This is a genomic window from Vibrio sp. Vb1026 (assembly GCF_033338745.1).
GTDB lineage: Bacteria > Pseudomonadota > Gammaproteobacteria > Enterobacterales > Vibrionaceae > Vibrio > Vibrio alginolyticus.
Map to the genome: position 1 here is coordinate 1 of NZ_JAWOTH010000023.1, position 25,913 is coordinate 25,913.

Genomic DNA, 25,913 nt, shown 5'->3' on the forward strand with positions numbered 1-25,913 from the left:
GCGGGGTGGAGCAGCTTGGTAGCTCGTCGGGCTCATAACCCGAAGGTCGTCGGTTCAAATCCGGCCCCCGCAACCAAATACAAGACGATAGATTGAGTACTTATTTAGTATACAATTGTTAAGTCGTCTACGGATGCGCCGCTTGATTCAACGCCTGCTTCTCGCAACCAATCACATCGCTCTTTTCATAATGCTGCGAAGCATGAATCCCCAAAAGCTAAACTTTTATCCGCATCATATGATGTCGGACGATTTCGTTTGTGTTTAAAACACGATATGAATCGGCTGACGTACAAGTATGATGAGGCTTCGCGTGTTTTATCTACTTTAATTAACAGAGTTATCCACATACGTCGTTCTGTGGATAAGTTGGTTGATAAAGTGTTTTTAGCTTGACTTTTTATGATGGGGAAGAAAGATCTTTTCTCTAAAGTGAAGTTGAAACAACAAAGAAATATCAATTAAATCGTTGTTATATAAAGAAAAAATAAGTTTTTTGTCGGATCGAGTGCGTTAAAATACGATCATTAACTGGTATTTTTTTGATCCTAGTCATTTCTCCGAGCTGTGTTTAACTTTTTTCTGCTAGCTTGTTTTTCTTGAATCTCAAATTTTTTTCCACATTACAAAATTGAGAACAAGGTCATGAATTGAACATGCAAAAGTACTTTCAATCTCTTGCATATAGACTACGCTCTATGCGTCTCTCGGCAGTCCCTTCTCGACTATCCTTATTAAGCGTTGCTTTTTCGTCTCTATAGATGAATTACTCTCAGTGGGGAGTTGATTCAGTTGCTCTGTCAAAGCCCATTTAATGTGCTCATCAAGTAATTTATTTTCACCTTGCCGACTTTCCAGCGCATCTATGATTCGCTGACTATATTCTGCATTACCAAGTGCGACAGCGATGTTACGTAGCCACTGTATATGACCAATACGACGGATAGCGGAGCCTTCCATATTTTTTAGAAAAGTCGCTTCATCCCAGTTAAACATGTCGACGAGGTCAGGGTTTTTGAAACTGTCACGACGGTGGAAATCATCTTGCTCCGTTATGTCGGCGTAGCGGTTCCATGGGCAAACCAATTGACAGTCGTCACAACCATAAATGCGGTTACCCATTGGCTTTCGAAACTCTTCAGGAATCACGCCATCGAACTCGATGGTGAGATAAGAGATACAACGCCTGGCATCGACAACTTTGTCTTCAACGATGGCTTGTGTTGGGCATGATGTAATGCATGCTTTGCATTTACCGCACTGATCAACGCTTGGCTCATCTACGGGTAGTGGTAAGTCGATAAGTAGTTCACCTAAAAAGAACCACGATCCACAGTCTTGATCTAAAATCAGGGAATGTTTCCCGGTCCAACCTAAGCCCGCTTTTTGGGCGAGAGGTCGCTCTAATATTGGTGCGGAATCAACGAAAGGTCGGTAACCATATTGACCAACCTCTTGTTCAATAAGTTTGCCGAGTTTATTTAGCTGCTTTCTGACGAGCTTGTGATAATCACGCCCTAGTGCGTAGCGGCTAATATAGGCATGACTTTTATTCGCGAGGTTTGAAGCGAATTGAGCCTCTGGTGGCAGATAGTCCATCCGGACGCTGATAACACGAACGGTTCCCGGGAGTAGCTCATGGGGTCTAGCACGCATCATACCGTGACGAGCCATCCAATCCATTGAGCCGTGATAGCCTGCATCAAGCCATTTTTGTAGTGCTGCTTCATGTTCACTCAGATCAACGTCGCAGATCCCAACTTTTTGGAAGCCGAGTTCTTTTCCCCAAACTTTGATTTGTTGTGCGAGTTGTTCGTAGTTCATGTTAACCACCGGAATAAAGGGGGGCGGATCTTAACGGATCTCTGGCTTTGGTGCTACCCAGTTAGGTACGTTTTTGATGTTGTGAATACTGCTTATTGAAGTCATTTGCATATATTCTAAATCTAGGTCGATACTAAGATGATTAAGATACCGTTTATTGGATACTTTTTTCGCACATATGACATTTGAAAGCTTGTCTCTCAAAACCAACACGGTTTACTATTCCTGTTCTTTTGATTTTTATATAGTCAACGATCATTAGTTAGAGAAGCATCAATGAGCACGAAACAATTCAATTTAAAAGATGAGCATGAAACGGTTGCACTAGGCACCGCTTTGGCTCAGCTTTGTTCCCAGCAAACCACAATTTATCTGCATGGTGATTTGGGTGCAGGTAAAACAACCTTTAGTCGTGGTTTTGTCCGTGCTCTTGGTCATCAAGGTAACGTGAAAAGTCCAACTTATACTCTAGTCGAACCGTACCAGTTGGATCAGTGGCAAGTATATCACTTCGACCTTTATCGTCTTGCGGATCCTGAAGAGCTTGAGTTTATGGGGATTCGAGACTATTTCACAGACGATGCGATTTGCTTGGTTGAATGGCCTGAAAAAGGGCATGGCTTACTGCCACAACCGGATCTTGATGTAAACATTCGCTACCAAGGTGAGCAACGTGTAGCCGAACTAACAGCTAATAATGATTATGGTGTGCAGTTACTCAGTCGATTGGAGCTATGTTGAGTTTTTCAAATTTTAGAGTGGTGGCGACGTTTGTCGCCACTTTTCTCCTTCTCATCCCCAATTTAGCATTTGCTAACGTCGTTAAGAGTTTTCGAGTTTGGCCTTCACCTGATGAAACGCGTGTTGTCATCGATTTAGGCTCGGAAGCTGACTATTCCTATTTCTCTTTATCAGGGCCGGATCGCCTTGTCGTGGATTTAAAAAGCACGACGATGCAGGCCAAACTACCTGTTACTGTTACGGATAGCCCTGTTTTAAAACTGGTACGAAAAAGCTCGCCTCCAGAGAAGGGCACTTATCGTTTGGTGTTTGAACTAAAAAAGAGCGTTCAAGCGGAGTTATTTAAATTAAGCCCAACACCAGGTGGGCAGTATGGTCACCGCTTGGTGATTGATTTACCGCACGGTAAGAAGGCATCGACCTCAAAACCGAGTAAGCCAGCGGCGGCCAGCAAAGACATGAGTTCAGTTCAACGAGCTCAAGAAGTGTTAATTGTTATCGACCCTGGTCACGGTGGGGAAGACCCTGGCTCTATTGGCCCTTCACGTCGTAAGTACGAGAAAGATGCGGTATTGAGTATCTCAAGAAAAATTGCTGCTCAGCTCGATGCGACTCCTGGTATTAAAACGCGCATGACTCGTACGGGAGATTACTTTGTAAACTTAAACCGTCGTGTCGCGATTGCTCGTGAAAATGATGCACACTTACTGATCTCCATTCACGCTGATGCGTTTACCTCACCGAAGCCTCGCGGTGGTTCGGTCTTCGTACTAAATACTCGTCGTGCAAATACCGAAATTGCTCGTTGGGTCGAGAACCATGAGAAACAGTCTGAGTTATTGGGCGGCTCGGGTAATGCGTTCTTCACGAAGACAAAAGATCGTAATGTGAACCAAACTTTGCTGGACTTGCAGTTTAGTCACTCACAAAAAGAAGGCTATAAACTGGCAACAGAAATCCTAGGTGAGATGGGACGTGTTGCGCACCTGCATAACACCAAACCGATCAACACCAGCCTTGCGGTTTTACGCTCTCCACAGATTCCGTCTGTGCTAGTGGAAACGGGCTTTATTTCTAACCCAACAGAAGAGCGTTTACTGTTTCAACGAGCGCACCAAGATAAGTTAGCTCAGGCTATCACTAAGGCGGTCGTCAAGTACTTAAAAGATAACCCACCAGAGGGTACGGTGTTCTCGCCTTCAGCGAAGCCAATGGTACATATTGTAAAGCGTGGCGAGTCATTATCGGTGATCGCGAACAAATATGGGCTTAGCTCTAAAGCGCTGATGTCGGCAAACAACTTGAAGTCGACAGGCTTGGCAATTGGTCAGAAGCTCAACATTCCTTCTGCTGGTACGATTAAAGTGCCAAGTAAACCGATTACTGTTGAGACAGAAACCATTACGCACAAGGTTAAGTCTGGTGAGTTCTTAGGTAAGATTGCGAATCACTATAAAGTGAAGGTTTCAGATATCCGCCGAGAGAATAACTTGAAGTCAGATACCTTGTGGGTAGGGCAAAAGTTGAAGATAACGGTCGCGGTAAAAGATAAACCGATTCGTAAGCACAAGGTTTCTCGGGGTGAGTTCCTTGGCAAAATAGCGTCCAAATACGGCGTTAGCGTATCGAGCATTCGTAAAGCGAATAACTTACGCTCTGATCAGCTAGCGGTTGGGCAAGTCCTGATCATTCCAAACAAGTAGGTGAGCTTCTAACTCATTATGACGATTAAAATTTTGCCAGCCAGACTTGCAAACCAAATCGCCGCAGGGGAAGTGGTCGAAAGACCTGCTTCTGTGATTAAAGAGCTGGTTGAAAATAGTCTTGATTCTGGCGCAACTCGAATCGATATCGATATCGAGAAAGGAGGCGCAAAGCTGATTCGTGTTCGTGATAACGGAAAAGGTATCGCGAAAGATGAACTCGGCTTAGCGCTCAGTCGTCATGCGACATCTAAGATACATACCTTAGATGATCTCGAAGCCATTATGAGTCTAGGTTTTCGCGGTGAAGCGTTAGCCAGTATTAGCTCAGTCTCGCGTTTGACGCTCACGTCGCGTCCTGCGGCACAAGAAGAAGCCTGGAGTGCCTACTCCGAAGGGCGTGATATGCAGGTGAAGCTTAAGCCAGCAGCTCACCCGATTGGCACTACCGTTGAGGTGTTGGACTTATTTTTTAATACTCCAGCGCGTCGCAAGTTTCTTCGTACGGAGAAAACCGAATTTGCTCATATTGATGAGTTATTGAAACGCATTGCGTTAAGCCGCTTTGATGTCACCATCAATGTGCGTCATAACGGCAAGATCATCCGTCAATATCGCGCGGCGAAAAATCAGCTTCAAACCGAAAAGCGTATTGCTGCTGTCTGCGGTAATGCGTTTGTGCGGCATATGCTCAGAATCGAGCTTGAGCATCAAGGGTTAAAGTTACATGGGTGGATTACCACACCAGAGGGAGCAAGGCAGCAAAGCGATTTACAATATTGCTATGTGAATGGCCGAATGATGCGTGACAAATTAATCAATCACGCGATTCGTCAAAGCTATGAAATGAGCTTAAAGCCAGATCAGTTTGCTGCGTATGTGCTCTTTATTGAGCTAGATCCGCACCAAGTAGATGTGAATGTTCACCCTGCTAAGCATGAAGTGCGTTTCCACCAAGCTCGTTTGGTGCATGATTTCATCTATCAAGCTTTGACGGATGCACTTTCACAAAGCGCCGTGATTGATAAACCACAGGTGAATGAATCGGCATTTCATCGCGTGGAACCGACTGAGTCTGAAGAGATTGAGCATTCGCCAGAGCCTGAAAAAGTACAAGAGCCAGCATCTTCACCAGTACCAGAACGGGTTTATCAAGCGATAGAGAGTACACCGGCTTATCCTGGACGCAGTGATTATGAAGTGAAGCCTCGTAATAGCGGTCCTAGTGAAACCTCCGTGCGAGAGGCGCGCGTAGTGGAGTCATTCAAACGTAATGATTGGGTGGAATCCAAACCCGCACCAAAGCCAAGTCACAGTAAAGAGCGCCACGTAGAACCAGCGCCAACTAAACAAGAAGTACGCGCTTATCACGAGCTGTTGAAAACGCCAGAGTTTGAGGCTCAGGCAGTCACTCCAATAGCGTCCCAAACGATAACTTCGCACACATCAATGCCATCGATTACTGCATTGGGCAAAGCGCTGATGGTGGTCGATGAACAATTTGTTTTGATGAGCAGTGACAGTGGGGCGGCGTTAGTCTCGTTACCTAGAGCAGAATTTTATCGTGTAAAAGGCCAGCTTTCTCCAAGCGATGGTGCACTCAAGGCACAACCTCTGCTTGTTCCTCTATCTATTAAGTTAGAGGCCGAATTAGTGAGACTGGCCCAAGATTATCAACAAGATTTGGCATTGCTTGGTATTCAATTGAAAGCGAGAAACGAGCACGCCTTAATGGTGATGGGCGTCCCAGCTCCGCTGCGTCAACAAAACTTACAAAATTTAGTACCAGATCTGTTATCTTACGCGCAATCTTGTGTGAACGAAGGTATAGCAGCGGCTCAGATGCTGTCTGAGTGGATAGATTGGCTCGCATTACAGGTCACGACAGTGAAGAGTCACTATACTTTTTCTGAAGCCATTCAAATTATTGCGGAACTTGAACAGCTAAGACATGGTCAATTGCCATTAGAAGATACAAAATTCGTATCCGCTGTTGATTTCTCTGCCACGATAGCCAAATTAAAACCATGACAGATAAACTACCTTTGGCGCTATTTTTAATGGGGCCAACTGCATCAGGCAAAACTGAGCTGGCGATTCGTCTTCGTCAAAAATTTCCGATTGAGATCATCAGTGTTGATTCTGCTTTGATCTACAAAGGGATGGATATCGGTACGGCGAAACCGGATGAAAAAGAGTTAAGTTTGGCGCCTCATCGCTTGATAGATATTTTGGATCCAAGTGAATCTTACTCTGTCGCCGACTTTCGTCGAGATGCATTGAAAGCGATGGATGATATTGTTGCAGAAGGAAAAATCCCACTTCTTGTGGGTGGAACAATGCTGTATTACAAGGCGTTACTTGAAGGTTTATCACCACTTCCTGCTGCAAATCCTGAAATTCGTCAGCAAATTGAACAAGAGGCATTGACTAAAGGTTGGTCAGTGTTGCACGATGAACTCAAAGAGGTTGATCCTGTGTCAGCCGCGAGAATCCATCCCAATGATCCCCAACGTTTATCTCGGGCATTGGAAGTTTTTCGCATTTCAGGTAAAACTTTGACTGAATTGACTCAAACGAAAGGTGAAAGCCTACCATACCGAGTCAAGCAGTTTGCAATAGCTCCCAAGGATAGGGCAGAACTTCACCGTCGGATTGAACTCCGTTTCGACAAGATGATGGAAGCGGGCTTTGAAGAAGAAATGAAAGCGTTACATTCGCGAAAAGATCTTCACCCCGATCTTCCTTCCATACGATGCGTTGGTTACCGACAGATGTGGGAGTATTTAGATGGGGAGTGTACACGTGACGAAGCGGTATTTCGTGGCGTATGCGCGACTCGTCAATTGGCCAAGCGTCAAATCACCTGGTTACGCAGCTGGGATGATTTAACTTGGTTGGATAGCGAGAACATTGAACAGGCATTAGAAACGATGTCGGAAGCAATAGCATCTGATTGACATAGCTGTGTATAATGTGATCGTTTTTGCGTGAACGCACTCTCAAAGGATCTGTTGTTGGCGGTTTTTATACTATGCTGCTAATTACTTAGAGTGCATTTTTGATTCGTTTAGCTCAGATGCAAAAGCCGTATCTTTTGCATTGCACCACTAGCTAAATAATTACAACTACAAATTAAATAAGGAAAATAAAAATGGCTAAGGGGCAATCTCTACAAGACCCATTTCTAAACGCGCTACGTCGTGAGCGTATCCCGGTATCTATCTACCTTGTGAATGGTATTAAACTACAAGGTCAGATCGAATCATTCGATCAATTTGTGATCCTGCTGAAGAATACTGTTAACCAAATGGTGTACAAGCACGCGATCTCAACAGTTGTGCCGGCTCGTCCAGTGAGCCATCACAGCGGTGAACGTCCACAAGGTGAGCGTCCACAAGAGAAATCAGAAGATTAATTCTTCATCGAGTATTTTTAAAATAAGGAGTTGATTGCTTGTTTGACCGTTATGAATCCGGTGAGCGAGCCGTACTTGTTCATATCAACTTCACGCAAGAAGGTGAATGGGAAGATCTGGCTGAGTTCGAAATGCTGGTTTCTTCTGCTGGGGTAGAGGCGCTACAAGTGGTAACTGGTAGTCGTCAATCCCCACACCCGAAATACTATGTCGGAGAGGGTAAGGCCCAAGAGATTGCTACAGCGGTACAATCAACGGGTGCCGAAATTGTGATTTTTAATCACGCCCTCTCTCCTGCCCAAGAACGTAACCTCGAAGCACTGTGCCAATGTCGAGTTCTCGACCGCACTGGTCTTATTCTCGATATCTTTGCTCAACGAGCTCGAACACACGAAGGTAAGCTACAGGTAGAGCTGGCTCAACTTCGTCATATCTCTACTCGTTTGATTCGTGGTTGGACGCACCTTGAAAGGCAGAAAGGTGGTATCGGTTTACGTGGCCCGGGTGAAACCCAGCTGGAAACCGACCGTCGCTTATTGCGTGACAGAATCAAAGCCATCCTGCGACGCTTAGACAAAGTAGCGAAGCAGCGTGAACAAGGACGCCGCGCCCGAAATCGAGCTGAAATCCCAACGGTTTCACTTGTGGGTTACACCAACGCGGGTAAGTCGACACTCTTCAACCGTATTACAGAAGCTGGCGTGTACGCGGCTGATCAATTATTTGCTACTTTGGACCCGACTTTACGTAAGATAGAGTTAGCAGATGTTGGTCCTGCCATCTTGGCAGACACGGTTGGTTTTATTCGACATTTGCCACATGACTTGGTTGCGGCCTTCAAGGCAACCTTGCAGGAAACGCAAGAAGCTGACATTTTGTTACATGTTGTTGATGCCAGTGATGAGCGTTTTCGTGAGAATATTCAAGCTGTTCATGAAGTACTAGAAGAGATCGACGCGCATGAAGTGCCGACTCTGGTTGTCATGAACAAAATCGACAATCTAGATTCGCAGAAACCACGTATAGAACGAGACGAGGAAGGCGTACCTCGCGCAGTTTGGGTTTCAGCAATGGATGGGTTGGGCATTGATGTCCTGTTTGAGGCTCTGACGGAACGTCTGGCGTCACAAATGGTCGAGCATCAGTTGCGAATTCCTCCACAGTATCAAGGACGATTCCGTAGTACCTTCTTCCAAATGAAGTGTATTCAACGTGAGGAATATGACCAGGATGGTAACTTGTTGATCGATATTCGAATGCAGCAAGTAGATTGGTCTAGACTTGAAAAAAGAGAAGGGGCAGTTTTGACTGGCTTTATAGTCACTTAAAGGACTGCTACAGTATAACGTCATATCAAATGATGGAGCTTTCTAATGGCGTGGAATGAGCCTGGAAATAACAACGGCAACAATGGCCGCGATAATGACCCTTGGGGTAATAATAATCGTGGTGGCCAGCGTCCTGGTGGCCGAGATCAAGGTCCGCCAGATTTAGATGAAGTGTTCAACAAACTGAGTCAAAAGCTGGGCGGCAAGTTTGGTAAAAAAGGCGGCGGTGGTTCTCCAATCGGCGGCGGTGGTGGTAGTGCAATTGGCTTTGGCGTGATTGCTCTGATTGCTGTTGCGGTTTGGTTTTTCGCTGGTTTTTACACCATCGGTGAAGCAGAGCGTGGTGTTGTACTGCGTTTAGGTAAATACGATCGTATCGTAGACCCAGGTCTTAACTGGCGTCCTCGCTTTATTGATGAGTACGAAGCGGTAAACGTACAAGCGATTCGTTCACTACGTGCATCTGGTCTAATGCTGACTAAAGATGAAAACGTTGTAACAGTTGCGATGGATGTTCAGTACCGAGTGACTGACCCATACAAATACTTGTACCGTGTAACCAATGCAGACGACAGCTTGCGTCAAGCAACGGATTCTGCACTACGTGCAGTAATTGGTGACTCATTGATGGATAGCATTCTAACCAGTGGTCGTCAGCAAATTCGTCAAACTACGCAAGAAACACTGAACCAAATCATTGATAGCTATGATATGGGTCTGGTACTTGTTGATGTGAACTTCCAGTCTGCTCGCCCACCAGAGCAAGTGAAAGATGCGTTTGATGATGCAATCGCAGCACGTGAGGATGAAGAGCGTTTCATTCGTGAAGCTGAAGCATACAAGAACGAAATCTTGCCTAAGGCAACGGGTCGTGCAGAGCGTTTGAAGAAAGAAGCACAAGGTTACAATGAGCGTGTCACTAACGAGGCTCTTGGTCAGGTAGCACAGTTCGAAAAACTACTACCAGAATACCAGGCAGCGCCTGGTGTAACGCGTGATCGTCTGTACATTGACGCAATGGAAGAGGTGTACTCAAGCACTTCGAAAGTGTTGATTGACTCGGAATCAAGCGGCAATCTTCTTTACCTTCCAATCGATAAGTTGGCGGGACAAGAGGGCAAAGCAGATACCAAACGTAAATCGAAGTCATCTTCAACCTATGATCAAATTCAACTTGAGTCTGATCGTACACAAGAAGACACTTCGAACTCGCAGTCTCGTTCAACAGGTTCACGTCAAGGGAGATACTAAGAATGCGTAAGTTAATGATCCCTGTACTGGTAATCGCACTGGCATTAATGTTGATGTCTTTGTTTGTGATTCCTGAAGGTGAGCGCGGTATCGTGGTTCGATTTGGTCGTGTCTTGAAAGACAACAACGACATCACTCGAATTTACGAGCCTGGTCTGCATTTCAAGATGCCTTTGTTTGACCGTGTGAAACAACTTGATGCACGTATCCAAACAATGGATGGCCGTGCAGACCGTTTCGTAACGTCTGAGAAAAAAGACGTTATCATTGATACCTACGTGAAGTGGCGTATTGAAGATTTTGGTCGCTACTACCTCGCGACTGGCGGTGGTAACTCGCTAACGGCAGAGGCACTACTTGAGCGTAAAGTGACGGACGTGCTTCGTTCTGAAATCGGTGCTCGTGAAATCAAACAGATCGTATCTGGTCCACGTAACGATGATGTGCTACCAGAAGACGCAAGTGCCGATGTTGTCGCAACTGAAGCGGCTCGTGAGGCGCTTGAGATTGATGGTGAACGCGACCTAATCATGTCTGAAGTATTGAAAGACACGCGTGAAAGCGCAATGAAAGACTTGGGTGTTCGTGTCGTTGATTTCCGAATGAAGAAAATCAACCTGCCTGATGAAATCAGTGAGTCTATCTACCGTCGTATGCGTGCGGAGCGTGAGTCCGTTGCTCGTAAGCACCGTTCTCAAGGTCGTGAAAAAGCGGAAGTTATTCGTGCTCAAGCAGAACTAGAAGTAGCAACTATTCTAGCTGAAGCTGATAAAACTGCGCGTGTGACACGAGGTGAGGCGGATGCTGAAGCTGCGAAGATTTATGCTGAAGCGTACAACAAAGACCCTGAGTTCTTTAGCTTCCTACGCTCGCTACGTGCGTATGAGAAGTCCTTCAGCTCTAAGAGCGATATTCTGGTGCTTGATCCGAAGAGTGAGTTCTTCCAATACATGAACCAGTCGAAGGGCAGCATGGAGAAATAATCTCCGCTTCTCATTGAAATAAAAGGCTCCTTAGGGAGCCTTTTTTGTATCTGATGCTAAGTGCTAGCTCATCATGATGGCGATTACGGCTCCAGCAACTACTAGGCAGCCACCGATGCGTCGTAGCTGATTGTTGGGTTGTTCACTTAATTGAGCCACCATATTCCGCCAACCGTTAGGAGCAATCAGTGGCCCAATGCCTTCCACGATCAAGACGAGCCCAATCGCCAACCATATGGATTCAGACATAGCGCTTTCCAGTCGAATAGAGAAAGCTAAATACTATCAGTGATATGCTGATTTCAAAATGAACAAAGCGGCAAGATGACATTCTGGTAGCAACTCTGTGAACAAAAAATGACTGCAAGAAGCGTGATTCGGTGCTAGAATCCATTTTTAACTAGCAATCAGACTTGGAAAGATGGGAAATAACGTAGTCGTTCTAGGCACCCAATGGGGTGACGAAGGTAAAGGTAAAATCGTAGACCTTTTAACTGAAGATGCAAAATACGTGGTACGCTACCAAGGCGGTCACAACGCAGGTCACACTCTCGTAATTGACGGTGAAAAAACCGTTCTTCACTTAATTCCATCAGGTATCCTTCGCGATAACGTAAAATGTGTTATCGGTAACGGTGTTGTACTATCACCTGAAGCTCTACTTAAAGAAATGAAGCCTCTTGAAGAGCGCGGTATTCCAGTACGCGAGCGTCTTTTCATTTCTGAAGCATGTCCGCTAATTCTTCCTTACCACGTTGCAATGGACCAAGCTCGCGAAATCGCTCGCGGTAAAAAAGCTATCGGTACTACTGGTCGTGGTATCGGTCCAGCATACGAAGATAAAGTTGCTCGTCGCGGTCTACGCGTTGGCGACCTATTCGATATGGCGACTTTCGCAGAGAAGCTAAAAGAAGTCATGGAGTTCCATAACTTCCAACTAGTTAACTTCTACAAAGCGGAGCCAGTAAGCTACGAAGAAGTACTTGAGCAAGCTAAAGGCTACGCTGAACTACTAACGTCAATGGTTATCGACGTAACTGACGAACTAGACGCAGCACGTAAGCGCGGCGACAAGATCATGTTCGAAGGTGCACAAGGTACACTACTTGATATCGACCACGGTACTTACCCGTACGTAACGTCTTCTAACACGACTGCTGGTGGTGTTGCTGCAGGTTCTGGTTTTGGTCCTCGTCACATCGGTTACATCTTGGGTATCGCAAAAGCGTACTGTACTCGCGTTGGTGCTGGTCCATTCCCGACTGAACTATACGACGGTTTAGATAAGCAAGATCCAATTGGTAAGCACTTAGGTGAAGTTGGCCACGAGTTCGGTGCGACAACTGGTCGTCTACGTCGTACAGGTTGGTTCGATGCTGTTGCTATGCGTCGTGCAATCCAAATCAACTCTGTATCTGGTTTCTGTCTAACTAAACTAGACGTACTAGATGGTCTAGAAGAGCTAAAAATCTGTACTGGTTACAAGATGGAAGATGGCTCTGTGCTAGAAGTTTCTCCGATGGCTGCTGAAGCATTCGAAAAAGCAACGCCAATCTACGAAACAATGCCTGGTTGGTCTGAGAACACATTTGGTGCTAAGTCACTAGATGCTCTACCACAAGCCGCTCTTGACTACATCAAGCGTATTGAAGAGCTAACTGGCGTTCCAGTAGACATCATCTCTACAGGTCCTGACCGTAACGAAACTATCATCAAAGTTCACCCATTCGAAGCTTAATTGATAGCCGTTAAAGATTGCAAAAGCCGACCTTCTGGTCGGCTTTTTTGTATCTGAACAAAAACAGCGTGACTCTCATATGGCAAGCTTTTGCCGCTGAGCCTAAATCAGAGGCAAAAATTGTCTAAAGCTTAGCTGTTTTTTGCCGATAAGGTTATCAAGCAGAGGAGAACCTTCACCGATCTTTGGTTTCTTAGATACCTTAAGGGTACGTTTATGAAGTTACGAACAGTGGCTGCTTCACTGTTGTTGACCTTGGTTGCTACCACAGTGAAAGCCAATGTTGCTGATGTGGGGGCACCAGTTCCGATCTATACCGAAGCAGAGCTGATAAAGCTTATTGAGCAAAATAAGCACTTACAACGTGTGCGCGCTGATAACTGCCAGCTGGTGGAGGATATCGTAGCTCGTGCGACTCGAATTAACTTACCCGCTTATGAATTTCTGTACGGAGATATGTTGGCTTGGGGGGTGTGTGTCGAGCAAGATGTCGAACTGGGTCTTTACTACATCGAAAATGCAGCGCATCAGGGGTTACCAGCTGCACTAGAGCAGATTGGCCGATACTATTCGCGTGGCACTTTAGTACAGCAAGATAAAGAACGTGCAATTCCATATTTGCGAGAAGCTGCGTCAATGGGAAACCTAAACGCGCGTATTCATCTGGCCGAGTTGCTTTTACGTGATTATGGCAGTCCACTCGATTACGAAGATGCGTATCGTTGGTTATATAACTCTGTCACAGCAGATAAGCGGCAGCATAAGCGCATAACTGTATTGAGAAACGGCCTTGAACAGCGCATGCCACAAAACGTTATTGCTCGAGCTAAACGGCGAGACACCTTTTGGTAACGCTTCAATATTGCAAACAACTTCATACAACAAAGCCCACGTCACGTGGGCTTTGTTGTTTTCCCGATAGTTGGTAGCGCTTAAACCACTTTGTGTGGACCGAAGCATTCGTAATGGAATTGCTCTTGTGGTACGCCAAGTTCTAATAGCTGTTTCGCTACGTGCTGCATAAATCCTACAGGACCACAGAAGTATACCTGCACGTTATCTTGCTTTAATGCAGCTTCAATTTCATACAGATTGACAAAGCCCGTGAAGTGGAAGTCTTCGCCTAGCTTGTCTTCTGCCGTTGGTTGGTTATACCAAATGAGCGCGTTCATATTTTCTTTTTCTGCAACGAGTTGGTTTACGTGTTGCTTGAAAGCATGCTGTTGGCCATTTTCTGTTGCATGAACCCAAGTTACAGGTGCTTGATGTGCTGAGAGACTTTCTAGCATTGACAGCGTTGGAGTAAGTCCCACACCAGCAGATATTAGAACAACGGGTGTTTGTGGTTCGGCATCCATAAAGAAATCACCGGCAGGGGCGGCAAGCTGCACTTTTTCGCCAATGTTCAGGTTATCGTGCAGGTAGTTCGATACTTTTCCACCTTCTTCACGTTTTACCGAGATACGGTAGGTGTTCTCTTGGACCGCAGAAGACAGGCTATATTGGCGAATTTCTTGGTTTTCTAACTGGTCACTGTTGATGTAGATGCCAAGGTATTGCCCCGGTTTATACGACGCCACTTTTTGGCCATCGGTTGGCTTGAATACAAAGCTGCAAATGTGTTCGCTCTCAATCTTTTTATCGACTAATTCAAATTCGCGTAGACCGCGCCAGCCGCCTTCCAAAGCTTCATTTTGTTGGTAAATTTGTTCTTCGCGCTGAATAAATACATTCGCAAGTACGCCGTAAGCCTCAGCCCAAGCATCCAAAACCTCTTGACCTGGATTAAAAAGCTCATCGATTGTCGCAAGTAAATGCTTACCAACGATTTGGTACTGATCTTCTGTGATCAAAAAGCTCGTGTGCTTATGCGCAATTTTCTCTACTGCGCCAAGCAGAGCTGGCAAATTTTCAATATTGGCAGCATAGGCACAGATAGCGTTGAATAATGCTTCACGCTGATCGCCGTTACGCTGGTTACTCATGTTAAAAATATCTTTCAACTCAGGGTTATGAGTAAACATACGCTCGTAAAAGTGCGCGGTCAGTTTTGGTCCTGTTTCGGCGATGAGTGGTGCGGTCGCTTTGACGATCTCGATAGTTTGATTGCTGAGCATAAGGGCTTCCTACTTTAAGTTGTATTTATAATGCATGTTTAAAGTTGTATCTCAAATGTATCTTTCGATCAAGAAAAGATTTACACTTTTATCGATAGCTCAAGTTTGGGGTTTTAGCATCACCAGCGGGTTATTGAGTCGCACTTTGGGAGATAATATGCAGTTAACTAGTTTCACTGATTATGCGTTGAGAACCTTAATTTTCTTGGCTTCGTTGCCGGAAGATGAGTTAACCAGCATTACCGAAGTGACGGATTTATTTGGTGTGTCGCGCAACCATATGGTTAAAGTTATCAATCGGTTAGGACAGTTGGGTTATGTCCATACCGTGCGCGGAAAAAACGGTGGTATCCGGCTGATGAAGCCAGCATCTGAAATCACAGTCGGTGGTGTTGTGCGCGATTTAGAGCCGTTAGATTTAGTCAACTGTGGTGTGGATTTTTGTCATATTACCCCTGCTTGCCGCCTCAAAGATAAATTGGCGAAAGCAAAAAGTGCCTTTCTGGCGGAGTTGGATAACTGCACGATTGAATCCTTGCTCAGTGACAATTCTGAACTTTTGATCTTGCTGGCTCGTCCTTAACTCATTTGCATGCCTAGAGTCGATCTCGATCATTCTTTTTTCAAAGCAATTCTGTAGCTTATCGAGAGACTCAGATATACTAGCCATATACCTTCCTTGCTAGATAGGCGTGCCTATGTCAGACAATATTCCAAACGATCCTTTTGCAGATCGTGAATCCAAAAATTACGAAAATCCAATTCCAAGCCGAGAGTTTATCATCGAGTTTCTAGAGCAAGCGGGCGTTCCAATGAATCGTAACGACTTGTTTGAGGCACTAAAGCTTGAGGGCGAAGAGCAATACGAAGGGTTGCGTCGTCGGCTACGTGCGATGGAGCGAGATGGCCAACTGGTGTTTACCCGCCGTCAGTGCTATGCATTGCCTGAAAAACTTGAAATGGTGAAAGGTTACGTGATTGGTCATCGTGATGGCCATGGTTGGGTACGTCCAGAAGGCAGCGTCGGCAAGGATGATGATATTCTGTTACCGCACCATCAGATGAAGAACATCATCCACGGTGATTTTGTCTTAGTGCAACCTACAGACAACAGCAAGCGCGGCCGCCGTGAAGGACGTTTGGTGCGTGTGCTAGGGGAGCGTAATGATCAAATCGTCGGTCGTTTCTTCCTTGAATATGGATACTCCTATGTTGTCCCAGATGACTCGCGTATCAGCCAAGATATCCTGATCCCAAATGAGCACAAAGCGGGTGCACGCATGGGTAACGTAGTCGTAATTGAAATTACTGATCGTGGCTCACGCTCACGCGGCATGATGGGTAAAGTGGTTGAAGTCCTTGGTGAAAATATGGCACCAGGTATGGAAACACAAATTGCGATTCGTACACACCAAATTCCTCACGAGTGGCCAGAAGCCGTCGATAAACAAATCGAAAACTTGGGCGAAGAAGTACCAGAAGAAGCCAAAGTTGGTCGTGTGGATCTACGTGATTTGCCACTAGTGACCATTGACGGCGAAGACGCACGAGACTTTGATGATGCCGTTTATTGTGAAAAGAACAAAGAAGGTGGTTGGCGTTTATGGGTAGCGATTGCTGACGTCAGTTACTACGTTCGTCCTGACTCTGCGTTGGACAAAGAAGCGATCAATCGTGGTAACTCAGTATATTTCCCGTCGCAAGTTGTGCCGATGTTGCCAGAAGTACTATCGAACGGCCTATGTTCGCTTAACCCGCAAGTAGATCGCTTGTGTATGGTGTGCGAAATGACCATTTCCGATACAGGTAAGCTGTCTGGTTACAAGCATTACGAGGCGGTGATGAACTCGCACGCTCGTCTCACATATAGCAAAGTGAGCGCGATTCTAGAAGGGGATGAAGAACTACGTGAGCGCTACCAGCCGCTTGTTTCTCATCTAGAAGAGTTGCACAAGATGTACAAAGTGCTGAAAGAAGCACGAGATCAACGCGGTGCAATCGAATTTGAAACCGTTGAAACCAAATTTATTTTCAATGCGGAACGTAAAATCGAAAGCATTGAGCCAGTAATTCGTAATGACGCGCATAAGATCATCGAAGAATGTATGATTTTAGCCAACATTGCTTCGGCATCGCTGGTAGAAAAAGCGAAAGAGCCCGCGCTTTATCGTATCCACGAATCTCCAGGTGAATTACGCCTTCAAGGTTTCCGTGACTTCTTAAGTGAACTTGGTCTTGAGCTAAAAGGTGGTTTAGAGCCTTCACCAACGGACTATGCTGATCTCGCACGTCAAATCTCCGGGCGTCAAGATCAAGAGTTGATTCAGACCATGCTGCTACGCTCAATGAAGCAAGCGGTATACAACGCAGATAACGCGGGGCACTTTGGGTTGGCATTGAAACGCTATGCGCACTTTACGTCGCCAATTCGTCGTTACCCTGACTTGTTACTTCACCGTGCAATCAAGTATCTGATTGCTAAAGAAGAAGGTCGTAATCAAGATCGCTGGACACCAACAGGTGGCTATCATTACTCGTTTGACGACATGGATTTTTACGGCGAACAATGTTCGATGACAGAGCGCCGTGCTGATGATGCAACACGTGATGTTGCGGATTGGCTGAAGTGTGAATATATGCAAGACCACGTCGGTGACGAACTAGACGGTGTTATCGCTAATGTCACTAGCTTTGGCTTCTTTGTACGTTTAACGGATTTGCACATCGATGGTTTGGTACATATTTCTACCCTTGCGAACGACTACTATCAATTTGACCCGATTGGTCAACGACTTATTGGTGAAAGTTTCGGTAACATCTACCGCTTAGGTGATGCAGTAAAAGTAAAAGTACTGGCTGTTAACCTCGATGATAAGCAAATTGACTTTGAATTGGTCGAAACAAGTCGTAAGCTACGCGGCGAAGGTAAGACTGCGAAGAAACGCGCAGCGGAAGCAAAACGCAAAGCGAAAGATAAAAAACGCGCTGCGACTCGCTCTTCATCGAAAGAAGGTGGCGCGGCTCGTGTAATTCCTGCGATAGAGCCAACTAAACGCCCAGAAGAAACGGGCGCAACGAGTAAGCGTAATGGCCCAAAACGTGGTGACGCCGAAGGCAACGAGAAGCCTAAAGTGAAAAAAGCACGTAAAAAGAAGCCGCACAGTAAGCCGAAGAAAACCAAGCGCACTAAAAAAGAAGCGCAGTAGGTTGAAGCGCCAACTTAGTTCAAACTTGGTTGGCGCAGGCAATACGACCAGAACAACAGGTTAAACAATGAGTAACGAATTTATCTACGGCATTCACGCAGTGAAGGCGGTATTGGAGCGCGAACCAGAGCGTTTTATCGAGGCGTACGTTTTAAAAGGTCGTCAAGATGATCGCCTAATGCCAATCCTAAATGATCTTCAGGTTTGTGGTGTTTCTATTCAGCAGATGACACGTAAAACCTTGGATGACAAAGCACGCGGTGCAAATCACCAAGGCATCATCGCTCGTGTGAAACCAGCGAAGCAGCTGAATGAGAACGATATTGATGACATCCTTGCAAAGCACGAATCACCACTGCTCTTAGTGTTAGACGGCGTGACCGATCCACACAATCTTGGTGCGTGTTTACGTAACGCAGATGCGGCAGGTGCTGCGGCGATCATCGTACCGAAAGATCGTTCTGCGCCAATGAATGCGACGGTAAGTAAAGTCGCTTGTGGTGCAGCTGAAGTCGTACCATTGATCCGAGTGACTAACTTGGCTCGTACTATGCGTACATTGCAAGAAAAAGGCATCTGGTTTGTTGGTACTGCGGGTGAAGCAACGCACGACATCTACCAAGCCAAACTGACTGGACCTCTTGCTATCGTAATGGGGGCTGAAGGTGACGGTATGCGTCGTCTGACTCGTGAAACCTGCGACGATTTGATTAAGATCCCAATGGCTGGTAGCGTTTCAAGCTTGAACGTATCTGTGGCATCCGGCATCTGTTTGTTTGAGGCAGTTCGTCAGCGTATTGCTGAAAAGTAACGACGAAACAAACAGTTACTGTAGAATCAGACATAATGATAAAAACAAAGGATGGGGTGCCATCCTTTGTCGTTTTCACCGATTTATAAATAAAAATCCTCAGGGAAGTTATGACTCAACAAGACATTAAATTCATCGCCTTCGATCTAGATGGTACTTTGCTTGATAGCGTGCCAGATCTAGCTGTCGCGGCAGACCAAGCAGTACAGGCGCTTGGCTTTCCATCGGTTTCAGAAGAACAAGTTCGTGATTATGTGGGTAACGGCGCAGACGTGCTTATTGGTCGCTCATTAAGCCAAAGCCTGACCATCAACCCAGAGCTGAGTGAAGAGCTTCGTGCTAAAGCGCGTGTATTGTTTGATGATTACTACGAGCAAAGTGGTCACAAGCTCAGTCACCTATACCCAACGGTAAAAGAGACACTAGCAGAGCTGCACAAAGCGGGCTTTGTTATGGCGTTGGTGACTAACAAACCTTCAAAGTTTGTGCCTGACGTTTTGGAAAAGCACGACATCGCAAAATACTTCGTTGATGTCCTTGGCGGTGATGCATTCCCAGAGAAAAAACCAAACCCAGTAGCATTGAACTGGCTAATGGAAAAGCACCAAATCCAACCAAGTGAAATGCTGATGGTTGGCGACTCGAAAAACGACATGCTCGCAGCAAAGAATGCAGGCTGTGCCTCATTTGGTCTGACATATGGTTACAACCACGGTGAACCTATTTCAGCATCAAATCCAGATTTCGTCGCTGACAGTTTGGCAGAATTATTGGACGTTGTAGCGGTTTCTGCATAACGGCTACAAAAGAGCTTCCAAAATACTCGTTAATGAGTACACTGAGTAAACCGTGCACCTATTACTGCACGGTTTTTTTCATTTAATTAGATTAAGAAGTCAAAGGAATCATTCTAATGAGCAAACCCATTGTATTGAGTGGTGTTCAACCTTCAGGTGAACTAAGTATCGGTAACTACTTGGGTGCTCTACGTCAATGGCAGCAGATGCAAGACGATTATGATTGCCAATATTGTGTGGTAGACCTTCACGCGATTACGGTTCGTCAGGACCCTAAAGCGCTGCATGAAGCAACTCTAGACGCACTGGCAATTTGTCTGGCAGTTGGTGTTGACCCGAAGAAGAGCACGCTATTTGTTCAGTCACATGTACCAGAGCATGCTCAATTAGGTTGGCTTCTTAACTGCTACACTCAAATGGGTGAGCTGAGCCGTATGACTCAGTTTAAAGACAAATCGGCACGTTACGCGAATGACGTAAACGTCGGTCTATTTGACTACCCGGTGTTGATGGCGGCTGACATTTTGCTTTACGGTGCGCACCAAGTACCTGTAGGCAGTGACCAGAAGCAACATCTAGAATTAGCGCGCGATATCGCAACGCGTTTCAACAATATTTACTCGCCAGAGCAGCCAATCTTCCAAGTTCCAGAGCCTTACATTCCGACAGTAAATGCGCGTGTAATGAGCCTTCAAGACGCAACGAAGAAGATGTCTAAATCTGATGACAACCGTAAGAACGTTATCACGCTGCTGGAAGAGCCTAAGTCGATCCTTAAGAAGATCAACAAAGCGCAAACCGATACCGAAACGCCACCAAGTATCCGTCATGATATCGAGAACAAGGCGGGCATTGCTAACCTAATGGGTCTGTACTCTGCGGCGACAGGCATGAGCTTCGAAGAGATTGAAGCGAAGTACCAAGGCGTAGAAATGTATGGCCCATTTAAGAAAGATGTTGGTGAGGCAGTTGTAGCAATGCTTGAGCCAATTCAAGCAGAATATCACCGTATTCGCGCTGATCGTGCTTACATGGACGAGGTAATGCAGCAAGGCGCTGAGAAAGCCTCGGCACGAGCGGCTGAAACGCTTAAGAAAGCATACGAAGCAGTAGGTTTTGTAGCTCGCCCATAGTCGCTAAGAACGAATACGAAAAAGCTCCACTTTGGTGGAGCTTTTTTTATGCCTGTATTACTGAAATGGTGTGTCTTTCATACAGCGTTCCATGTCGTAATATTCAACACGTCCTCGAGCCCCTAGAAAGGCAGACTTCACAACCATGCCTCTATCAATGAAGTAACTAAGCTGTACGCATGATATATCGTAGCTGAGTTCTTTAATTCTCGCTGGAATCCAGTAGGTTCCTGGCGTTCTTAGACGCTGAGTAAAGGTAATAACACCCTCGTCACTGACTTCTAGCTCTTCAATACCATCCAGTTCATTTTTGGCTGATTCGATGATGTCTTGATTCGCCGTAGGTTGAAGTGGCTCACTGGCGGTCAACTGACACCCCGCTATCAAGCCAAGTAGGGAGAGAGCTAGCACACTGCGTTGAATTTTTTTCATTTGTCGTTCCTGGGTTTACAGCTAATGAGATCTTATTGTCTCGCGCAGGTGTTATATCTTTTGTGTATGTTTTTGGCTAGTGAGTAATGAAAAGTTATTGAATAAATCATGAAAACTTTGAAGTATGAGGGGCCTGTATAAGAGAGAACGAAGCGAGTAATAGATTCTTGGGCTTGAACAGTGATACAAGTGAAAATTAAAGCATTCTAAATTAGTGACTAATTATATTTTTTATTTGTAACGGAACGGTTGGGTTAATAAGCCACTCAACAAGTGATGTATTTTCTACTCCTTAACATGAAGTGAAAAAGTAAACTGAGTAATCAATCTAAATTCTGACTTGTTTATCAATAGCGCTCTGTATTTATTACAAAAAATGTTTGAATGGGATGCTCTGGCATATTTTATTATATTCACATGTGATTCATTTCACGGCTTTAATTACTCATTCTTATTTATTTCATAAATAAACCTGATAGTAGACGCAAATGGCAGGCTCTAACCAGAGCTAAGTTTGCATTTACATAAATATCAGGTATGACAATGGACACGTTAATCAAACCCTCAATACTCGCATTAACCATCGCCAGTGCACTTAGTGCAAACGCGAACGCAGAGATTATTATTTCCCAATACGTAGAAGGCGGCGCTTATAATAAAGCGGTAGAGATCGCTAATACGGGTGATACTGCGGTGACACTCACTGGCTACGAGTTGGCGAAATCATCAAACGGTGGTGGTACTTGGGGTAGCACATTCGACCTTAGCCAAGTGACGCTACAAGCTAACCAAGTGTATGTACTGGCGCATGGTGACGCGAGCGATACCATCAAAGCTGTCTCGGATATCACAGATAAAAGCGTTGCGAACTTTAACGGTGACGACCCGATCGCACTGCTTAAAGATGGTGAAGTGCACGACATCATCGGTGTGATGGGTGACGTAGATTTTGGTAAAGACACCACATTAGTTCGTAACAGTGATGCACTAACCCCTTCTGCTACTTATGATGCATCTCAGTGGACGGCATTTGAGAAAGACAACATTGACGGCCTTGGTGAGCTAAATGCGACTGAGCCACCAGCACCATTCGCTTGTGAAGTCGACGGTCAGCAACCTAACTTCACTACCATCCAAGATATTCAAGGTGAAGGCGATACGTCTCCATTCATTGATGGTTACCCATACATTACTGACGAAGATCATTTCGTAACGGGTGTCGTGACTGCTGTTACCACTGGCCTAACCAAAGGTTTCTACCTACAAGCATTAGAAAGCGACAACAACGACAAGACCTCAGAAGGCTTGTTCATTCATACTGACGCGGCAGACACGGCGCTGAAAGCTGGTGATGTTGTTTGTGTGAAAGGTAAAGTTCAAGAGTATTACAGCAATACTCAGCTTGCTTCTGATGCTAACAGCTATGTGAAAACAGGCACCTCTGAAACCCCTCGAGTTACCGATCTTGTTATCAAAGAAGGTGAGACACTACGTGATGCGCTTGAGCGTCATGAAGGGATGCAAGTTGAGTTAACCTCGGCAAGTGACTTGTTTGTAACTCGAAACTTCTCTTACGACTACGATTCACGTCGTAACAATATGATGCTCTCTCATGAAGCGCCACTGTTAAAGCCGACTCAATTACACGCGGCAGAGAGCGATGCAGCCGTTGAGCTAGCAAAAGACAACGCAGCGAACCGCGTATACTTAGAATCAGATGGCAAAGCACCAAACGGACAAATCCCATACTACCCAGATTTTGCTAAAGATGCAGACCAAGATGGCTCTTCAGAGCAGCACATTCGCCTTGGTTCTCGAGTAGAAGGTCTTCAGGGTGTCGTGGCTTACAGCTACAACGAATACCGCCTGATTGCGACCAATGAAGTCGATAACACCAACTTTGTGACTTCAGGTGAAGGCTTCGATGTGGCTCGTAAAGATGCCCCAGCGATTGCGGACTCAGATTTGCGTATTGCAAGCTTCAACGTACTGAACTACTTCAACTCCGTGGCTGACAGTGGTCATGAAAACCCAACCGGACAAAACCGTGGTGCGACTAATCTAGACGAATTCCTGATCCAGCAAGCGAAAATCGTTGCGGCGATGAACAAGATGGACGCAGACGTTATTGGTTTGATGGAAGTGGAAAACAACGGCTTTGGTGATGGCAGTGCTATCCAAAACTTAGTTGATGCCCTAAATGCTGAGATTGATGACGCTGAAGATCATTACACGTATGTCGAAATCGAAGAGCAAGACAAATACCAAGACGAATACTTTGGCAGTGATGCGATCATGGTGGCGATTTTATATCGTGCTAACGCAGTAACGCCAAAAGACGCTGCAAAAGTGATCATCACGCCAGAGCAGCACATTGCAGAAAACACAATTACTCGTAAAGAGGGCACAGAAAGTAACCCTGCTTACGATAAGTACCAACGACACAGTCTACTTCAGACCTTTACGGTGAAAGAGACGGGTGAAGATTTGTCTATTGTCGTAAACCACTTTAAGTCGAAAGGCTCTGAGTGTATTGAAGAGTGGATTGCTGGTGTAGAAGATTCTGAGCCAGCGGATCTGCAAGGCAACTGTAACAACTTCCGCGTTTCTGCTGCGCACGCAGTGGGTGAAGCGTTGAAAGAGGTGAAAGGCGATGTATTGCTCATGGGCGATCTCAATGCTTATGGCATGGAAGACCCACTTCTGACACTGACTGATTACTCGAAAGAGAAATACGGCCGTGACATTTATACTGCTGCTTACACAACCATTGGTGATGGTGAACTTCAAGTAGAGAAGACCAAAATTGAAAAAGGTTACGGTCTGCACAACTTAAACACGTTGCTGCACGGCGCTGATACGTTTTCTTACACCTATTCGGGCGAGCTGGGTAATTTGGACCACGCATTGGCAAGCAGTAGCCTAGCGCAAAAAGTGGTAGCAATTGAAGATTGGCACATCAACTCACTAGAGAGTAACTTGTTCGAATACAGCAGCAAGTACACAGGTGATATGCCGAAGTACAAAGATGCGTTCTCTGCCTCTGACCACGATCCAGTGATCATCGCGATTGATTTACCAGATGATGACATCGATTTACCGAAAGCAGGTGACAACTTAGCCGTCGATGTCCGTTTACCACCAACGGCGGTTGTAGGTGATATTGTTACGGTGAACTTAACGCCATCCACACAAGCGGCTGCGGCAAGCAGCGATACGAAAGCTTACTCGGCTAGCCAAACCTTAGTTCAAGCTGATATTGATGCGCGTAGCGTGAATATTGAGTTTGAACAAACGCCAGAGCAAGGTAATTATCAGTTAGAAGAGAAAGTGACTGACTCGACAGGTAATATCGTGAAGTTTAGCTCTGTTCGTGATGTTTCAATGACGCAAACTGAAACTGGAACAGAAGGGTCGAAGGATTCAGATGGTGGTTCGTTTGGTTTTGGCGCGCTATTTGCGCTGCTAGGTCTCGGCTTATTCCGCCGTCGCCGCTAAGCGAATTTATTTCCTGATAAACCTTTCCTAAATAGCTGTAAAGACCAAAGGCCAGCCTATGCTGGCCTTTTTATTCAGCAAAAACTTGCCTTTCTTGCTTGGTATAGCAAAATACCGCCCTTGATTGTCACGAACGTGGCGATTCACTACGTAAGCATTGCCAAAACGGATTGGAGCAACCGACCCTTTATGTTGTTGATCATCGATAACTACGACTCTTTTACCTACAACCTTTACCAATACTTCTGCGAGCTTGGTGCAGACGTAAAGGTGGTGCGTAACGATGAAATCGATATCCAAGGCATTGAGGCGCTCAACCCAACTCATTTGGTGATCTCGCCAGGGCCATGTACGCCGAACGAAGCAGGTATTTCACTGAAAGCGATAGAACACTTCGCTGGTAAGCTTCCAATATTGGGTGTTTGCCTTGGCCATCAAGCGATAGCGCAAGTGTTTGGGGGTGAAGTGGTACGTGCACGACAAGTGATGCACGGTAAGACCTCACCGATTCGTCATAACGGTCGTAGTGTGTTTAAAAATCTGAATAACCCACTCACGGTAACCCGTTATCACTCTCTTGTGGTGAAAAACGGTACTTTACCCGACGTGTTTGAACTGACTGCATGGACAGAACTGCCTGACGGAAGCATGGATGAAATAATGGGTTACCAACATAAAACCTTGCCAATTGATGCGGTGCAGTTCCACCCAGAATCAATCAAAACTGAGCAAGGTCACGAGTTGCTTGCGAACTTTTTAGCACGCAAAACGATCTGATCGCGATCACTTTTCTTAACAAATCATTCATCTTTTTGCTGAGGTGAGCGGATTGCAAAACTATGCGATTCTCTCGAGTCTCTTTGTCTATTCATGTCTTTTAAAACCTTCTATCCCCTGTATTACATAACATTTATAAAAAATCACTTCTCTATT

General features: G+C 45.5%; 21 protein-coding genes. 17 read left to right on the forward strand and 4 right to left on the reverse strand.

What is annotated here, in order from left to right; translation table 11 throughout:
• Positions 1-696 precede the first annotated feature (696 nt).
• The gene (queG, locus tag R7E47_RS21815; RefSeq protein WP_005381370.1) at positions 697-1,824 is read right to left on the reverse strand and encodes a tRNA epoxyqueuosine(34) reductase QueG; all 1,128 of its coding nucleotides are present in this window, start codon (positions 1,822-1,824) and stop codon (positions 697-699) included.
• A gap of 276 nt (positions 1,825-2,100) precedes the next feature.
• On the opposite strand from queG, the gene tsaE reads away from it, so the two are divergent.
• From tsaE to hflC, 8 genes are all read left to right on the forward strand, one after another.
• The gene (tsaE, locus tag R7E47_RS21820; protein WP_005381372.1) at positions 2,101-2,565 is read left to right on the forward strand and encodes a tRNA (adenosine(37)-N6)-threonylcarbamoyltransferase complex ATPase subunit type 1 TsaE; all 465 of its coding nucleotides are present in this window, start codon (positions 2,101-2,103) and stop codon (positions 2,563-2,565) included.
• Positions 2,559-4,268, forward strand: coding sequence for an N-acetylmuramoyl-L-alanine amidase (locus tag R7E47_RS21825; protein WP_005381374.1), 1,710 nt, complete (start codon positions 2,559-2,561; stop codon positions 4,266-4,268). Before tsaE ends, R7E47_RS21825 begins: the two co-directional genes overlap by 7 nt.
• 18 nt (positions 4,269-4,286) lie before the next feature.
• A complete protein-coding gene (gene mutL / locus R7E47_RS21830; RefSeq protein ID WP_318085057.1) occupies positions 4,287-6,299 on the forward strand; it encodes a DNA mismatch repair endonuclease MutL in 2,013 nt (670 codons plus the stop codon).
• Positions 6,296-7,228: a tRNA (adenosine(37)-N6)-dimethylallyltransferase MiaA gene (gene miaA / locus R7E47_RS21835; RefSeq protein WP_318085058.1), complete on the forward strand. Its 933-nt coding sequence runs from the start codon at positions 6,296-6,298 to the stop codon at positions 7,226-7,228. Before mutL ends, miaA begins: the two co-directional genes overlap by 4 nt.
• A gap of 194 nt (positions 7,229-7,422) precedes the next feature.
• Positions 7,423-7,686, forward strand: coding sequence for an RNA chaperone Hfq (gene hfq, locus R7E47_RS21840; protein ID WP_005381379.1), 264 nt, complete (start codon positions 7,423-7,425; stop codon positions 7,684-7,686).
• 38 nt (positions 7,687-7,724) lie between these two features.
• Entirely contained in the window at positions 7,725-9,014 is a 1,290-nt protein-coding gene (gene hflX, locus R7E47_RS21845) for a ribosome rescue GTPase HflX (protein ID WP_005381380.1), read from the forward strand.
• Positions 9,015-9,059: 45 nt separating this feature from the next.
• Positions 9,060-10,265: an FtsH protease activity modulator HflK gene (gene hflK / locus R7E47_RS21850; RefSeq protein ID WP_005381381.1), complete on the forward strand. Its 1,206-nt coding sequence runs from the start codon at positions 9,060-9,062 to the stop codon at positions 10,263-10,265.
• Positions 10,266-10,267: 2 nt separating this feature from the next.
• Entirely contained in the window at positions 10,268-11,248 is a 981-nt protein-coding gene (gene hflC, locus R7E47_RS21855) for a protease modulator HflC (RefSeq protein WP_005381382.1), read from the forward strand.
• 63 nt (positions 11,249-11,311) lie between these two features.
• On the opposite strand, the gene R7E47_RS21860 is transcribed toward hflC, so the two are convergent.
• A complete protein-coding gene (locus tag R7E47_RS21860) occupies positions 11,312-11,497 on the reverse strand; it encodes a DUF2065 domain-containing protein (RefSeq protein ID WP_005381383.1) in 186 nt (61 codons plus the stop codon).
• Between the two features lie 172 nt (positions 11,498-11,669).
• Between R7E47_RS21860 and R7E47_RS21865 the strand changes: the two genes are divergently transcribed.
• On the forward strand, positions 11,670-12,986 hold the full coding sequence (locus R7E47_RS21865; protein ID WP_005381385.1) for an adenylosuccinate synthase: 1,317 nt from the start codon (positions 11,670-11,672) through the stop codon (positions 12,984-12,986).
• A gap of 216 nt (positions 12,987-13,202) precedes the next feature.
• The gene (gene motX / locus R7E47_RS21870; protein WP_005381388.1) at positions 13,203-13,838 is read left to right on the forward strand and encodes a flagellar protein MotX; all 636 of its coding nucleotides are present in this window, start codon (positions 13,203-13,205) and stop codon (positions 13,836-13,838) included.
• 80 nt (positions 13,839-13,918) lie between these two features.
• Here motX and hmpA read toward each other — a convergent pair whose 3' ends face one another.
• Positions 13,919-15,103 (reverse strand): NO-inducible flavohemoprotein, encoded by a 1,185-nt coding sequence (gene hmpA / locus R7E47_RS21875; protein WP_318085059.1) that lies wholly within the window; start codon positions 15,101-15,103, stop codon positions 13,919-13,921.
• Between the two features lie 157 nt (positions 15,104-15,260).
• Here hmpA and nsrR point away from each other — a divergent pair, with 157 nt between their 5' ends.
• The 5 genes from nsrR (at position 15,261) to trpS (ending at position 21,050) form a co-directional block, all read left to right on the forward strand.
• Entirely contained in the window at positions 15,261-15,686 is a 426-nt protein-coding gene (gene nsrR / locus R7E47_RS21880) for a nitric oxide-sensing transcriptional repressor NsrR (RefSeq protein WP_017633731.1), read from the forward strand.
• Positions 15,687-15,801: 115 nt separating this feature from the next.
• Positions 15,802-18,309 carry a ribonuclease R gene (rnr, locus tag R7E47_RS21885; RefSeq protein WP_318085060.1) on the forward strand — a complete coding sequence of 836 codons (2,508 nt, stop codon included), beginning with the start codon at positions 15,802-15,804 and terminating at the stop codon, positions 18,307-18,309.
• 67 nt (positions 18,310-18,376) lie between these two features.
• Positions 18,377-19,120, forward strand: coding sequence for a 23S rRNA (guanosine(2251)-2'-O)-methyltransferase RlmB (rlmB, locus tag R7E47_RS21890; protein WP_213885820.1), 744 nt, complete (start codon positions 18,377-18,379; stop codon positions 19,118-19,120).
• 110 nt (positions 19,121-19,230) lie between these two features.
• Positions 19,231-19,917 (forward strand): phosphoglycolate phosphatase, encoded by a 687-nt coding sequence (locus R7E47_RS21895; protein WP_047103969.1) that lies wholly within the window; start codon positions 19,231-19,233, stop codon positions 19,915-19,917.
• Between the two features lie 116 nt (positions 19,918-20,033).
• Positions 20,034-21,050 carry a tryptophan--tRNA ligase gene (gene trpS / locus R7E47_RS21900; RefSeq protein WP_005381398.1) on the forward strand — a complete coding sequence of 339 codons (1,017 nt, stop codon included), beginning with the start codon at positions 20,034-20,036 and terminating at the stop codon, positions 21,048-21,050.
• Positions 21,051-21,107: 57 nt separating this feature from the next.
• Here trpS and R7E47_RS21905 read toward each other — a convergent pair whose 3' ends face one another.
• On the reverse strand, positions 21,108-21,482 hold the full coding sequence (locus tag R7E47_RS21905) for a hypothetical protein (RefSeq protein ID WP_005381401.1): 375 nt from the start codon (positions 21,480-21,482) through the stop codon (positions 21,108-21,110).
• Positions 21,483-22,025: 543 nt separating this feature from the next.
• On the opposite strand from R7E47_RS21905, the gene R7E47_RS21910 reads away from it, so the two are divergent.
• Together R7E47_RS21910 and R7E47_RS21915 are read left to right on the forward strand one after the other, a co-directional pair.
• Positions 22,026-24,980: an ExeM/NucH family extracellular endonuclease gene (locus R7E47_RS21910; protein WP_213885821.1), complete on the forward strand. Its 2,955-nt coding sequence runs from the start codon at positions 22,026-22,028 to the stop codon at positions 24,978-24,980.
• A gap of 189 nt (positions 24,981-25,169) precedes the next feature.
• A complete protein-coding gene (locus R7E47_RS21915; RefSeq protein WP_065274924.1) occupies positions 25,170-25,757 on the forward strand; it encodes an aminodeoxychorismate/anthranilate synthase component II in 588 nt (195 codons plus the stop codon).
• The last annotated feature ends 156 nt before the right edge of the window (positions 25,758-25,913 follow it).

What these genes read in the sequence shown, in the direction of transcription:
- queG (WP_005381370.1), bottom strand. Translation starts at nt 1,824, where the DNA reads ATGAACTACGAACAACTCGCACAACAAATCAAAGTTTGGGGAAAAGAA.
- tsaE (WP_005381372.1), top strand. Translation starts at nt 2,101, where the DNA reads ATGAGCACGAAACAATTCAATTTAAAAGATGAGCATGAAACGGTTGCA.
- R7E47_RS21825 (WP_005381374.1), top strand. Translation starts at nt 2,559, where the DNA reads ATGTTGAGTTTTTCAAATTTTAGAGTGGTGGCGACGTTTGTCGCCACT.
- mutL (WP_318085057.1), top strand. Translation starts at nt 4,287, where the DNA reads ATGACGATTAAAATTTTGCCAGCCAGACTTGCAAACCAAATCGCCGCA.
- miaA (WP_318085058.1), top strand. Translation starts at nt 6,296, where the DNA reads ATGACAGATAAACTACCTTTGGCGCTATTTTTAATGGGGCCAACTGCA.
- hfq (WP_005381379.1), top strand. Translation starts at nt 7,423, where the DNA reads ATGGCTAAGGGGCAATCTCTACAAGACCCATTTCTAAACGCGCTACGT.
- hflK (WP_005381381.1), top strand. Translation starts at nt 9,060, where the DNA reads ATGGCGTGGAATGAGCCTGGAAATAACAACGGCAACAATGGCCGCGAT.
- hflC (WP_005381382.1), top strand. Translation starts at nt 10,268, where the DNA reads ATGCGTAAGTTAATGATCCCTGTACTGGTAATCGCACTGGCATTAATG.
- R7E47_RS21860 (WP_005381383.1), bottom strand. Translation starts at nt 11,497, where the DNA reads ATGTCTGAATCCATATGGTTGGCGATTGGGCTCGTCTTGATCGTGGAA.
- R7E47_RS21865 (WP_005381385.1), top strand. Translation starts at nt 11,670, where the DNA reads ATGGGAAATAACGTAGTCGTTCTAGGCACCCAATGGGGTGACGAAGGT.
- motX (WP_005381388.1), top strand. Translation starts at nt 13,203, where the DNA reads ATGAAGTTACGAACAGTGGCTGCTTCACTGTTGTTGACCTTGGTTGCT.
- hmpA (WP_318085059.1), bottom strand. Translation starts at nt 15,103, where the DNA reads ATGCTCAGCAATCAAACTATCGAGATCGTCAAAGCGACCGCACCACTC.
- nsrR (WP_017633731.1), top strand. Translation starts at nt 15,261, where the DNA reads ATGCAGTTAACTAGTTTCACTGATTATGCGTTGAGAACCTTAATTTTC.
- rnr (WP_318085060.1), top strand. Translation starts at nt 15,802, where the DNA reads ATGTCAGACAATATTCCAAACGATCCTTTTGCAGATCGTGAATCCAAA.
- rlmB (WP_213885820.1), top strand. Translation starts at nt 18,377, where the DNA reads ATGAGTAACGAATTTATCTACGGCATTCACGCAGTGAAGGCGGTATTG.
- R7E47_RS21895 (WP_047103969.1), top strand. Translation starts at nt 19,231, where the DNA reads ATGACTCAACAAGACATTAAATTCATCGCCTTCGATCTAGATGGTACT.
- trpS (WP_005381398.1), top strand. Translation starts at nt 20,034, where the DNA reads ATGAGCAAACCCATTGTATTGAGTGGTGTTCAACCTTCAGGTGAACTA.
- R7E47_RS21905 (WP_005381401.1), bottom strand. Translation starts at nt 21,482, where the DNA reads ATGAAAAAAATTCAACGCAGTGTGCTAGCTCTCTCCCTACTTGGCTTG.
- R7E47_RS21910 (WP_213885821.1), top strand. Translation starts at nt 22,026, where the DNA reads ATGGACACGTTAATCAAACCCTCAATACTCGCATTAACCATCGCCAGT.
- R7E47_RS21915 (WP_065274924.1), top strand. Translation starts at nt 25,170, where the DNA reads ATGTTGTTGATCATCGATAACTACGACTCTTTTACCTACAACCTTTAC.